The 12,046-nt window shown below is 71.5% G+C and carries 9 protein-coding genes and 1 pseudogene; 4 read left to right on the forward strand and 6 right to left on the reverse strand.

Annotated elements, in window-relative coordinates:
* Positions 1 to 48 precede the first annotated feature (48 nt).
* Together CRP49_RS43420 and CRP49_RS43425 are read left to right on the forward strand one after the other, a co-directional pair.
* Positions 49 to 786 (forward strand): DUF4232 domain-containing protein, encoded by a 738-nt coding sequence (locus CRP49_RS43420; RefSeq protein ID WP_179852039.1) that lies wholly within the window; start codon positions 49 to 51, stop codon positions 784 to 786.
* A 224-nt stretch (positions 787 to 1,010) separates the two neighbouring features.
* Positions 1,011 to 1,388, forward strand: coding sequence for an SRPBCC domain-containing protein (locus CRP49_RS43425; RefSeq protein WP_097258830.1), 378 nt, complete (start codon positions 1,011 to 1,013; stop codon positions 1,386 to 1,388).
* A 90-nt stretch (positions 1,389 to 1,478) separates the two neighbouring features.
* Here the strand turns inward: CRP49_RS43425 and CRP49_RS43430 are convergent, their stop codons facing one another.
* Entirely contained in the window at positions 1,479 to 3,119 is a 1,641-nt protein-coding gene (locus CRP49_RS43430; RefSeq protein ID WP_097258831.1) for an ABC-F family ATP-binding cassette domain-containing protein, read from the reverse strand.
* Positions 3,120 to 3,186: 67 nt separating this feature from the next.
* Positions 3,187 to 4,215, reverse strand: coding sequence for an oxidoreductase (locus CRP49_RS43435; RefSeq protein WP_097258832.1), 1,029 nt, complete (start codon positions 4,213 to 4,215; stop codon positions 3,187 to 3,189).
* A gap of 90 nt (positions 4,216 to 4,305) precedes the next feature.
* Between CRP49_RS43435 and CRP49_RS43440 the strand changes: the two genes are divergently transcribed.
* Positions 4,306 to 5,214, forward strand: coding sequence for an FAD-dependent oxidoreductase (locus tag CRP49_RS43440; RefSeq protein ID WP_097259338.1), 909 nt, complete (start codon positions 4,306 to 4,308; stop codon positions 5,212 to 5,214).
* Positions 5,215 to 5,524: 310 nt separating this feature from the next.
* Here CRP49_RS43440 and CRP49_RS43445 read toward each other — a convergent pair whose 3' ends face one another.
* Positions 5,525 to 7,489 carry a Xaa-Pro dipeptidyl-peptidase gene (locus CRP49_RS43445; RefSeq protein WP_097258833.1) on the reverse strand — a complete coding sequence of 655 codons (1,965 nt, stop codon included), beginning with the start codon at positions 7,487 to 7,489 and terminating at the stop codon, positions 5,525 to 5,527.
* A 173-nt stretch (positions 7,490 to 7,662) separates the two neighbouring features.
* On the opposite strand from CRP49_RS43445, the gene CRP49_RS43450 reads away from it, so the two are divergent.
* The gene (locus tag CRP49_RS43450) at positions 7,663 to 9,156 is read left to right on the forward strand and encodes a M1 family metallopeptidase (RefSeq protein ID WP_097258834.1); all 1,494 of its coding nucleotides are present in this window, start codon (positions 7,663 to 7,665) and stop codon (positions 9,154 to 9,156) included.
* 12 nt (positions 9,157 to 9,168) lie between these two features.
* Here the strand turns inward: CRP49_RS43450 and CRP49_RS43455 are convergent, their stop codons facing one another.
* The 3 genes and pseudogenes from CRP49_RS43455 to CRP49_RS43465 all read right to left on the reverse strand — a co-directional run bounded on the left by CRP49_RS43455 (position 9,169) and on the right by CRP49_RS43465 (position 11,940).
* Positions 9,169 to 10,089 (reverse strand): adenosine kinase, encoded by a 921-nt coding sequence (locus tag CRP49_RS43455; RefSeq protein WP_097258835.1) that lies wholly within the window; start codon positions 10,087 to 10,089, stop codon positions 9,169 to 9,171.
* A gap of 205 nt (positions 10,090 to 10,294) precedes the next feature.
* A pseudogene (locus CRP49_RS43460) lies at positions 10,295 to 10,408 on the reverse strand (Appr-1-p processing protein); the annotation flags it as partial.
* 65 nt (positions 10,409 to 10,473) lie between these two features.
* Complete coding sequence (locus tag CRP49_RS43465) at positions 10,474 to 11,940, reverse strand: amino acid permease (protein WP_097258836.1); 1,467 nt, start codon at positions 11,938 to 11,940, stop codon at positions 10,474 to 10,476.
* Between the last annotated feature and the right edge of the window lie 106 nt (positions 11,941 to 12,046).

The raw sequence follows: 12,046 nt of genomic DNA on the forward strand, positions 1-12,046 counted from the left end.
CGCCGCCGCGCCTCCGCAGCCTCTGCACACGCGGATACCGTTCGCGTCGTGAGAGTGCGGGGGACACAACTTCTGGTGATCGGACTCCTGGTGGCCGCGACCACGGCCTGCGGCGGTGGCCTCGGCTCGGCGACCTCCACCCCCGACGCCGTCGCGACGTCGGCCTCTCCGGAAGGCGGTCCCGCCGCGCGGCTCGGCGGTTCGCCTGTCCCGGCCGGGAGGCCGACGCCGAGCCGTACGACGCCCGGCCGCACAGCGGCACCCGTGAACAGACCGGCCCGAACGACGGCACCCGCGGCGCCGCCCGCACCCGCCTGTGCCGCGAGGGACCTCACGGCGTCGGAGGGACGCACCGGCCTGCCGGCCGGCGGCGAATCCGGCTGGTTCGGCACCCCGATCCGGCTGCGCAACCACTCCGGCTCGGTGTGCCGCCTGCGCGGCTGGCCCGGCCTCACCTTCTTCGGCGACAGAACCGTCCGCGTCTGCGCCAAGGGCGACCCGTCACCGTCCTGCGGCAGGCCGGCGAGCACGTCGGGAACCCGCCCCTTCGCGATCACCCGGTCGTCCGCGCACAGCCTTCCCGACATCGCGCTCGCCCCGGGGCACTCGACCTCGTTCACGCTGGTCTGGCAGGGGTCCTACTTCTGCGGCGCCCTGGTGGACGCGCCTTACGGAGTCGACATTCGGGTGCCGGGCGACTCCCATACGCTGACCCTGCTTCCCGCTGCGCAGATCTCCCCCTGTGAGGGACGCATCGAGGTCACCCCGTTCGGAGTGGTCGGCTGACCGGTCCGGTAGAGGGAGCCCGCGTCGCCACGGACCCGGATACGGGCCAGGGTGCCCTGCGGATGCTCGTCGAAGGTGTACGTGACGTGCATGGGCATGGGCCCCGCGACGGACACCATGTCCAGCAGCCCCGGCGGCTCGTACGCGGCGACCCGCAGGACGTAGTCGATACGTCGGCCGAGGAAGTGGGCGGAACGGGCGGAGCGATCCGAAGGGACGGACTCGTGATCAACAACGCGGTCACCGTGGAACGGCGCATCGCGGCGCGCCCCGAGACGGTGTTCTCCTTCTTCACCGACCGGGACAAGTGGCTGTCCTGGATGGGCCAGGACGGCGAGTTCAGCTTCGAGCCCGGCGGCGCCTACCGGACGCGGGTCACCGGCGAGCACGTCGCCGAGGGCCGCTTCGTCGAGATCGACCCGCCCAGGCGAATCGTCTTCACCTGGGGCTGGGTCGACGACGAGATGCCCGTGCCGCCCGGCTCCTCGACGGTCGAGATCACCCTGGAGCCGGTGCCCGAGGGCACCCTCCTGCGGCTGGAGCCGTGGGCGGAGCCGTTCGTGCGGGCGCGGTTCTCCGCGAGGTGTTCCTGGCGGTTCTGACTCAGGGCCTGGCCGAACACGCCGTCGTTGCACACGGTCCACCGGGGACACGCCCGAAGACGACACGCAGCGGTGCGGGGCCGGGTGCGGTCAGCGTTCCGTGACCTTGCCCGCCGCCACCTCCAGGCGGCGGGTCACCGAGACCGCGTCCAGCATGCGGCGGTCGTGGGTGACCAGGAGGAGGGTGCCCTCGTAGGCGTCGAGGGCCGACTCCAGTTGCTCGATGGCGGGCAGGTCCAGGTGGTTCGTCGGCTCGTCGAGGACGAGGAGGTTCACTCCTCGGCCCTGGAGCAGGGCCAGGGCCGCCCGGGTGCGCTCGCCCGGGGACAGGGTCGCGGCCGGGCGCAGTACGTGGTCCGACTTCAGGCCGAACTTGGCGAGGAGGGTGCGGACCTCCACCGGCTCGGTGTCCGGGACGGCCGCGTAGAACGCGTCGAGCAGGGACTCGGGACCGTGGAACAGCTTGCGCGCCTGGTCGACCTCGCCGACCAGGACACCGGAGCCGAGGGCGGCATGTCCGGAGTCGAGCGGGACACGGCCCAGCAGTGCGCCGAGCAGGGTCGACTTGCCGGCACCGTTGGCTCCGGTGACCGCGACCCGGTCGGCCCAGTCGATCTGCAGGGACACCGGGCCGAAGGTGAAGTCGCCGCGCCGGACCTCGGCCTCCCGCAGGGTGGCCACGACCGCGCCGGAGCGCGGGGCGGCCGCGATCTCCATGCGCAGCTCCCACTCCTTGCGCGGCTCGTCGACCACCTCGAGGCGCTCGATCATGCGCTGGGTCTGCCGGGCCTTGGCGGCCTGCTTCTCGCTGGCCTCGCTGCGGAACTTGCGGCCGATCTTGTCGTTGTCGTTGCTCGCCTTTCGACGGGCGTTCTTGACGCCCTTGTCCATCCAGCCGCGCTGCATCTGCGCCCGGTCCTGGAGGGCGGCACGCTTGTCGGCGTACTCCTCGTAGTCCTCGCGGGCGTGCCTGCGGGCGACGTCCCGCTCCTCCAGATAGGCCTCGTAGCCGCCGCCGTAGAGGTTGATCTGCCGCTGGGCGAGGTCGAGTTCGAGGACCTTGGTGACCGTGCGGGTGAGGAACTCGCGGTCGTGGCTGACGACCACCGTGCCCGCGCGCAGGCCGGTCACGAAGCGTTCGAGGCGCTCCAGGCCGTCCAGGTCGAGGTCGTTGGTCGGCTCGTCGAGCAGGAAGACGTCGTAGCGGGAGAGCAGGAGCGAGGCGAGACCGGCGCGGGCCGCCTGGCCGCCGGAGAGGGAGGTCATCGGCTGGTCCAGGTCGACGGCCAGACCGAGGGAGTCGGCGACCTCCTCGGCCCGCTCCTCCAGGTCGGCGCCGCCGAGGTTCAGCCAGCGCTCCAGGCTGGTCGCGTACGCGTCGTCGGCGCCGGGCGCGCCGTCCACCAGGGCCTGCGTGGCCTCGTCCATGACGCGCTGTGCCTCGGCGACGCCGGTGCGGCGGGCGAGGAACTCCCGGACGGTCTCCCCCGGCCTGCGCTCCGGCTCCTGCGGGAGATGGCCGACGGTCGCGGTGGGCGGGGACAGCCGCAGCTCGCCCTGCTCGGGCGCGGTCAGCCCGGCGAGCAGCCGCAGCAGGGTGGACTTGCCCGCGCCGTTGGCACCGACCAGCCCGATCACATCGCCGGGCGCGACGACGAGGTCGAGCCCGGAGAAGAGCGAGCGGTCGCCGTGCCCGGCGGCGAGGTTCTTGGCGACGAGGGTGGCAGTCATCAGAAGGCCGATCCTAATGTCCCGGGCACCTGGCGATCAGCGGGGTTTCCCGGGGGCCGCCCGGCCTTCACTTCCCCACCGGCTGCACCAGCACGCTCCCCGACGTTCTGGCCACCACGAACGACTCCCCCTTCACCGCCTTCGGGTCCAGCGGAATGCGGTGGCGGCCGGGCTCCAGGATGCCGTCGAAGACCTCCTGGGTGTGGGTGCGGTAGAGGCGGTCGAGGCGGTAGGCGGTGACCCGGACCCGGCAGGCGGAGGTGACGTCGACGGCTGCCTCGCCGTCGGCCGCGACCAGGCCGGTCAGCCGGCGCTGTGGGAGCGGGCTGCGGTCCAGGGCGTGTTCGATCTGCGCGACGAGCAGGGGGACGATCGGGGCCAGGCCGCTGACATAGGCGACCTCGACCCCGGCGCGCTCGAACGCCTCTCGTACGGCGGCCCGTTCCGCCTCGCCGACCGCGCGGCCGAAGGCGACCGCGCCGTAGCCGCGCAGCTCCTCCGCGGGGACGGCACGGGCGTCCTGGGTGATGTCCGCGCCTATGCCGATGGTGCGCAGCGCGGCGGCGAGCTTGGCGAGGACGGCGACGCGGGCACCGATCAGGAGCACACGGCGGCGGGGCGCGGGCGGGCCGTCGGCGGACTCGATCAGGGCGGCGAGGGCGGCCCGGTACTCGGGGCCGGCGAAGCGGAACGGGCCTATGCCGTGGTAGCCGTTGAGGTCCAGGTCGGCGTGTTCCTCGGTCTGCCAGGCGAAGTCCCGCCAGATGTAGTCGTCGCCGTCCCGCTCGATCACGGCGGTGACCGCACCACAGGCCAGGTCCGCGCACTCGGGGCAGCCGTAGATCACGAACCGGCCGTCCGGGAGCGGTGGTTCGGTCTCCAGCAGCAGGCTGCGCACCTGCTCGGTGAAGATGGCGGGCGGGATGTCCGAGGCGAGTGGGGAGACGGCGTCCAGGTCGGAGAGCTGGAACAGCAGCGGACGCCCGTCCACGATGAAGTCCACGAAGTCGCGGTGAACCTGATAGCCGCCGTCGGCGAGGACACCGCCGGCGCGTGTCGCCGGTGCCAGGCCGAAGGTCGCGTATGCGGCAGACATGCTGTGAGTATTCCCACACCGGGACGGATGTGAGCGCGGCATGACATATTCCGTTAGCGTCCTGGCGTGAAGCGCACGTCGAGTGACGAAGTGATCGTGGTCGGCAGCGGGGTCGCCGGGCTGACTACGGCCGTGGTGCTGGCCGAGTCCGGCCGCCGGGTACGGGTGTGGGCCCGGGAGCCCGCCGAGCGCACGACCTCGGCGGTCGCCGGCGGGCTGTGGTGGCCCTACCGGATCGAGCCCGAGCCACTGGTCGGTGCGTGGGCGCTGGACTCCCTCGGCGTGTACGAGGAGTTGGCCGGCCGACCTGAGGAGACGGGCGTACGCCTGGTCGAGGGTGTACACCAGGGGACCCGGCTGGACGAGCTGGGTGCGTGGGCGAGCCGGGTGCCGGGGCTGCGGGCGGTGCCCGGCGGGCTGGCGGCGCGGTTGCCGTTGATCGACATGCCGGTGCATCTGGCGTGGCTGCGGGAGCGGTTCGCGAAGGCGGGCGGCACGGTGGAGGTACGGGAGGTGGCCGATCTCGCCGCCGTGCCCGCCGGAGCGGTGGTCAACTGCACGGGGCTGGGGGCGCGTTCGCTGGTGCCCGATCCGGCGGTGCATCCGGTGCGCGGGCAGCTGGTCGTGGTGGAGAACCCGGGGATCTCGACCTGGTTCACCTCCGTCGACCACTCCTCGGACACCTCGACCTACTTCTTCCCGCAGCCCGGCGGGCTGCTCCTGGGCGGTACGGCGGACGAGGACTCCTGGTCGCTGGAACCGGATCCGGCGACCGCCGCGGGAATCGTCGCGCGGTGCGCGGCCGTCCGGCCGGAGATCGCCGGGGCGCGGGTGCTGGCGCACCGCGTGGGGCTGCGGCCCGCCCGGGACGCCGTACGGCTGGAACGGCAGCCGCTGCCCGGCGGGCGCCTGCTGGTGCACAACTACGGGCACGGCGGGGCCGGGATCACGGTGGCCTGGGGCTGCGCCCGGGAGGCGGCGGGGCTGGCCGGGGCCTGAGCCGGAGGGGCGCGCCGGGGCCGGCCGGAGCCTGAGCCGGAAGGACGCGCCGGGGCCGGCCGGAGCCTGAGCCGGAAGGACGCGCCGGGGCCGGCCCAAACCCAAGCACGAAACACCCGCCAAAGCCGACCCGAGCCCGAGCCGAAAGGACCCGCCAAGGCCAACCCGAACCCAAGCACGAAACACCCGCCAAAGCCGACCCAAGCCCGAGCCGAAAGGACCCGCCAAGGCTAGGCGGGCGACCGCGTGAACGGTCGGCCGCCCAGCACTGGCTGATGTGCCTCCAAAGGGAACGCGTACTTCCTGGTGATCAGCTCGCCGGGACGTGCAGGGTGGTGCGCGGGGCGCGGACGCCGTCCAGGGTGCGCGCCGTGGGTGCGGTGGTCGCACTGCCGGAGGTGGCCTGGGTGAACGCCGTCGTGCCGCCGACCAGCGGGACCCGGGCCGTCGTACGGGACAGGTCCAGGGTGAGGGTCGGCGTGGTGGACGGAGGGTCGATGAGGTCCTTGTCCGTGCCGGCCACGATCAGTGCCAGGCGGTGCCCCTTGGGGACGACGTGGTCGGTCGCCGCCAGGGACAGGGTGATCGTGTACGCCTTGCCCGGGGTGAGCGGGACGCCGTGGTCGAGGGAGGCGTAGTGGCCGAGGTCGGCCCAGCCGCGGCTGAACACCGTGGCGTCGACCTTGGCCGTCTTCGCCTTGGTCGTCTTGAAGCAGGCGCTGTCCCCGGCCGTGCTCTTGCCCCAGCAGGTGCGGTTGGTCAGCGTGGTGATGCCCTCGGCGCTGTCGGCGTAGTCGCGGATGGTGTCCGGGCCGAGGTCCACCAGGACGGCGGAGAGGTGGGCCGAGGAGGTGGTCGGGGTGGCGGTCACGGTCACGCTGGAGGAGCCGGACAGGCGCAGGTCGCGGCTGAGCGGCGCCGTGATGAATCCGGCCTTCTCGGGTGTGGCCGTGGTGAGGTGGGCGGCCCAGTCGGTCTCGCTCAGCTTCGGGTCGTCGGCGAACGTCTCGGTGCCGGTGGCTGGGGCGAGGCCGAGGGTGCCGACACCGGGCTGGGTGCCGGGGGCCGGGCGGAGCGTGGTGGCCCGGGTGCCGTGCGGCGGCCAGACCTTGGAGGTGACCCACTGGTCGGGGTGGCGTTCGATATCGGCCATCGGCTCGCGGTCGATGCCGTTGTCGTAGCCGAGGAGTTCGTGGTCGAACCAGCGGTGCAGGGTGTCGACCCAGGCGCCGCGCCGGTAGTCGAAGGGGTCGACGTGCCCGGTCTGGGAGAGCCAGATCTTACGCTCGACACCATGCTTGGCCAGGGCGTTCCACCACTGCCCGAAGTGCTTGGTGCGCACGTTGAGGTCCTGCATGCCGTGCACGAGGAACACGCTGGCCCGTACCTTGGCCGCGTCCTTGACGTAGTTCCGCTCGGTCCACAGCGGGGTCCAGTCCCCGGTGCGCGGGCTGCCGTCGGCGAGCTTCTTCTGTACGGCCGCGCAGTGGGCCGTCGCGCCGTCGCTCTCGACGTAGCCGGCCAGCTCGTCGGGGCCGCCGTCGTACAGCGGGGCGCCCTGGGCGAAGTAGTAGTCGTACCAGGAGGAGATGCCGCTGATCGGGACGATCGTCTTCAGGCCCTTGACGCCGGTGGCCGCGACGCCGTTGGCGATCGTGCCGTCCCAGCTCTTGCCGATCATGCCGGTCCGGCCGTTGGTCCAGCTCGCCTTGACGGTTCGCGTGCCGGTACGGGTCGTGTACGCCCTGGCGCGGCCGTTGAGCCAGTCGACGACGGCCTTCGCGGACTGGATGTCGGAGCGGCCGCCGACGTCGACGCAGCCGTCGGAGCGGTTGGTGCCGGCCAGGTCCACGCCGACGAAGGCGTAGCCGCGGGGCACGAAGTAGTTGTCGTAGAACAGCGGCATCTGGAGGACGTGGCCGCGCGCGTCGTACGTCTTCTTCTGGCTCTCGTTGCCGCGTCCGCAGCAGGAGTAGTAGGGGCTGGCGTCCATGATGACCGGCACCTTGCGGCCCTGGCGGGCAGGTTCGGCGGGCCGGACGATGTCGGCGGCGACGCGGTCCTTCTTCCCGTCGCCGTCCTCGTCGAGGCCGGTGTCCACCCAGACCGCCTCGCGGATGGCGTGTGCGTACGAGTAGACGGGGCGGCTTTCGCGGGGCGGCGCGGCCTGTGCGGCGGCGGGGCTGAGGAAGGCGGCCAGCAGGGCTGTGACGGCCGCGGCCGCGAGCGGTCTCCAGATCGTGAAGCGCGTGCGGATGTGCGTGCGAATCGGCATGCGCGGACGGTACTCCGGTCAACCCCTGTACAAAAGAGGACACCTGACGGTGTGTCGGGGCGCGTGACGGCTGAATGGCGATCGTGTGACAGGAGGGGCCGTGGACAGGCCAGGTGACACAGGGACTGAATAGGCTCCGAACAGACTTCCTGTCCCAACGACTTGGAGCTGACGTGCACCGCAGAATCATCGCGCCGGGCGCACTCGCTGCGGCCTCCCTCCTGCTGGCGATCCCGGCATCGGCCGCGAGCTACGCCCCCGGCGCGCCGGGCATCGGCGACCCCTACTACCCCGACTACGGCAACGGCGGCTACGACGTCTCGCACTACGACCTGAGGCTGCAGTACCAGCCGAAGACGGACGAGTTGCAGGGCACGGCGACCATCCTGGCGAAGACCACGCAGGACCTGTCCAGCTTCGACCTGGACTTCCTGCTGGACGTGAGCGAGGTGCGGGTCAACGGCGTCAAGGCGTCCTTCGCGGCCTCCGGCCAGCACGAGCTGGTCGTCACCCCGAAGACGCCGCTGGCCAAGGGCACGCCGGTCACCGTCGTCGTCCGCTACAGCGGGGTGCCGTCGGCGAAGAGCGCCTACGGGTTCACCACCTGGCACCGCACACCGGACGGCGCGGTCGCCGCGGACGAGCCCGAGGCCGCCTGGTGGTGGTTCCCGAGCAACGACCACCCGAGCGACAAGGCCACCTACGACGTGTCGGTGGCCGTCCCGGACGGCACCCAGGCCATCTCCAACGGCACGCTCCAGTCCACCAGCTCGAAGCTGGGCTGGACCCGCTACAACTGGCGGGAGAACAAACCGCAGGCGACGTATCTGGCCACCCTCGCTCTCGGGAAGTTCGACATCACCACCAGCACCTCCGAGGGCGGCGTGCCCGTCATCAACGCCTACAGCAAGGACCTCGGCGACAACGACGGTGCCGCGCGGGCCAGCGTGGAGCGCACCGGGGAGCTGGTGGACTGGCTGAGCGGCTACTTCGGGCCGTATCCGTTCAGCTCGGCCGGCGGCTACGTGCCGAACACCACCACCGGGTACGCGCTGGAGACGCAGACCCGCGTGTACTACAGCCCCAAGCAGTTCGCGAACGGCACCAACACCTCGGTGGTCGTGCACGAGCTGGCCCACCAGTGGTACGGCGACGACGTGTCGCTGAAGGGCTGGAAGGACATCTGGATCAACGAGGGCTTCGCGCGCTACGCGCAGTGGCTGTGGTCCGAGCACGAGGGCGAGGGCACCACCCAGGAACTCGCCGACTACGTGTACGGCTCCCACCCGGCCGACGACGCGTTCTGGACGGTCAAGCCCGGCGACCCGGGCCCGGACGACCAGTTCGACATCGCCGTCTACGACCGGGGCGCGCTCGCCATCCAAGCGCTGCGCAACGAGATCGGTGACGACGCCTTCTTCGCCGTCCTGAAGGGCTGGCCGAAGGAGCACGCCTACGGCAACGCCTCCGTGGCCGACTTCCAGAGGTACGCCGAGCAGGTGTCCGGCAAGCCCCTGGCCGCTCTGTTCGACACCTGGCTGTTCCAGCCGTCGAAGCCGGCCGCGCCCGCGGCCCGCACGGCGTCCCTGGCGAAGGCGGGTACGGCGGTCGCGCAGCCGAAGTCGTGGAAGAAGATCGAGGCGACGAACGACGTGCACGGGCACTGACGCCCGGGCGCCTCAGGGTCTCGACCCGGCCGCCGCCTGCTTGAGCAGCTCGTCCCGGCCTATCGCCTCCGCGCGGGCGGCCGGGACCGTGCAGGCGTACGCCCCGGCGACCGCCCCGTACCGGGCGCACCGCCGGGGTGGCTCGCCGGTGAGGCGGCCGTAGAGGAACGCGGCGGCGAAGGCGTCGCCCGCGCCGTTGGAGTCGACCACCGGCGCGGGCGGGTCCGCCGCCGGTATCCGGGTCAGCTCGCCGTCGGCCAGCAGATACGCGCCCTCGGCGCCCGCGGTGGCGACAACCACCTCGGCCCGGCCGCGCTCGGCGATGCGCCGCATGGTCCGCTCGGGGTCGGCGAGTGCGGCCGCGGAGAGGAAGACCACGTCCGCCGCGAGCGCGAACGGCTCGTGGTACGGGTTCTCGCCGTCCCAGTCGTGCAGGTCGGTGGAGAGGGGTACGCCCGACTCGGCCAGCACCGGCAGCGCGTGGGCGCAGGGCTGGGTGATGGTCACGTGGACGTGCCGGCTCGCCGTGGCCAGCGTGCGCAGGGTCTCCTCGGGGAAGCGGTCGTCGGGGTGGGCGCGGCTGGTGTCGTACAGGGACAGGCGACGCCCGTCCGGGCCGACGAGGTTCACCGCGCGCTTGGTCCCGGCGGGCTGCGGGAGCGCGGTCAGCCCGACGCCCCGCTCCTGGTGCAGGACCCGGACGAGGTCGCCCTCGGGGTCGTCGCCGAGCAGGTCGAGGTGGTGGGTGCGCAGTCCCAGCGCGGCCAGTCCCAGGGCGACGAAGTCACCGGTCTGCCCGGCGCGGGTACGGATCCCGGAGTCGATCATGTAGCTGTCGGCGTACGGGAGCGGCAGCTCCGGGACGTACACGATCGTGTCGACACCGGCTCCGCCCAGCACCAGAACGTCGTGGGCACCTTCCTGTACGGTCATCCCCCGCCCTCCCCGTGGTCGTAGACCGTCACTGCTATACCGCGCTTCACCAGTCGCATGCCGCTCCGCTGGTGGGCCGGGTTCCCTGCGTCGTGGGTCTTCCGGCCAGTTGGTGTCTGCAGAACGTACGTGGCTGGTCGCGCAGTTCCCCGCGCCCCTTCAGGGCGCTCCCCCGACCGTACGACGACAGGTTCTGGACCGCGCCCAGGACGAAGCCCTTCCCCCAGCCCCCGATGTCGTTGCAGACATGGGCGATCACCTTGGCGCCCTTGACCGATGGAACGGTGGCGTCACCCCGGACATACGTGATCTCCGACATGACGCCACCGTAGGCGATGCCACTGACAGTGGCGGTGAGCTGCTCTTTCGTCAGCTCAGAAGCTGCTACTTCGTCAGCTCCGACAGTTCCGTGTCGGTGTCCTTGGACACCCGGCGGCGTACCCCGAACCAGCCGGCGACCAGCAGCAGGGCGATCACCGGGATGAGCAGCAGGGTCTTGCGGCCGACCTCGGGGTCGTTCCACATCATGCCGAGGCAGACCAGCAGGAAGACGATCGTCGCGATCTCCGTGACGGGGCTGAACTTCAGCTGGAAGTGCGGCCGGGTCACCAGGCCCGCGCGGGCGCGGCGGACGAAGACCAGGTGGCAGATCATGATGATCACCCAGGTGCTGATGATGCCGAGGGAGGCGACGTTCAGCACGATCTCGAAGGCCTGGCTGGGCATCAGGTAGTTCAGGCCGACGCCGAGCACGCAGACCGCGCAGGTCAGCAGGATGCCGCCGTAGGGGACCTGGCTGCGGTTCATCCGGGCGGTGAACTTCGGCGCGGAGCCCGCCATGGCCATGGAGCGCAGGATGCGGCCGGTGGAGTACAGGCCGGAGTTGAGCGAGGACATGGCGGCGGTCAGGACGACCAGGTTCATCACGTCACCGGCCGCCGGGACGCCGATCTTCGACAGGACCGTGACGAACGGGCTCTGGTCGGCGGAGTAGACCGAGCCGGGCAGCAGCAGGGCGAGCAGCACGACCGAGCCGACGTAGAACAGGCCCACGCGCCACATGATCGAGTTCACCGCGCGCGGGACGACCTTCTCCGGCTCGGCGGTCTCGCCGGCGGCGACGCCGACCAGTTCGAGGGCGGCGTACGCGAAGATCACGCCCTGCATGACGAGGACGACCGGCATCAGGCCGTGCGGGAAGACGCCGCCGTGGTCGGTGATGACGCTCAGACCCGGCTTCTGGCCGCCGACCTCGTGCTGGGTGGCGAGCAGGAAGATGCCGACGAACATGAAGCTCACCAGGGTGGCGACCTTGATGATCGCGAACCAGAACTCCATCTCGCCGAAGATCTTCACCGAGATCAGGTTCACGGCGAGGACCACCGCGAGGGCGATCAGCGCCAGCACCCACTGCGGGATGGACGTGAACATGCTCCAGTAGTGCGTGTAGAGCGCGATCGCGGTGATGTCGGCGATGCCGGTGGTCGACCAGTTCAGGAAGTACATCCAGCCGGCGACGTAGGCGCCCTTCTCGCCGAGGAACTCGCGCGCGTACGACACGAACGAGCCGGAGGACGGCCGGTACAGGACCAGCTCGCCGAGGGCCCGGACGACGAAGAAGGCGAAGACGCCGCAGACCAGGTAGGCCAGGGCGAGCGCCGGGCCCGCGTTGTGGAGGCGGCCGCCGGCGCCCAGGAAGAGGCCGGTGCCGATGGCGCCGCCGATGGCGATCATGTTGACGTGGCGGGCCTTGAGGTCCTTGCTGTAGCCGGCGTCGCCCGCGTCCGCGGGCGTCTGGGCCGCCTGGGGATGGGCGGCGGCCTGTGCCGACTGCACTGCGTCCTTGCTCACGGGTGGTACCACTTCCTGGTGCGCCCGGACCTCGTGGGCCCGGGTGTCCGTATGTTCTCGGCCCGCACCACCCTGGTTGGTCGCGGCACAGACCAAGGCAGCAGCT

The sequence above is a fragment of the Streptomyces sp. Ag109_G2-15 genome, from assembly GCF_900215565.1.
GTDB classification, from domain to species: domain Bacteria; phylum Actinomycetota; class Actinomycetes; order Streptomycetales; family Streptomycetaceae; genus Streptomyces; species Streptomyces diastatochromogenes.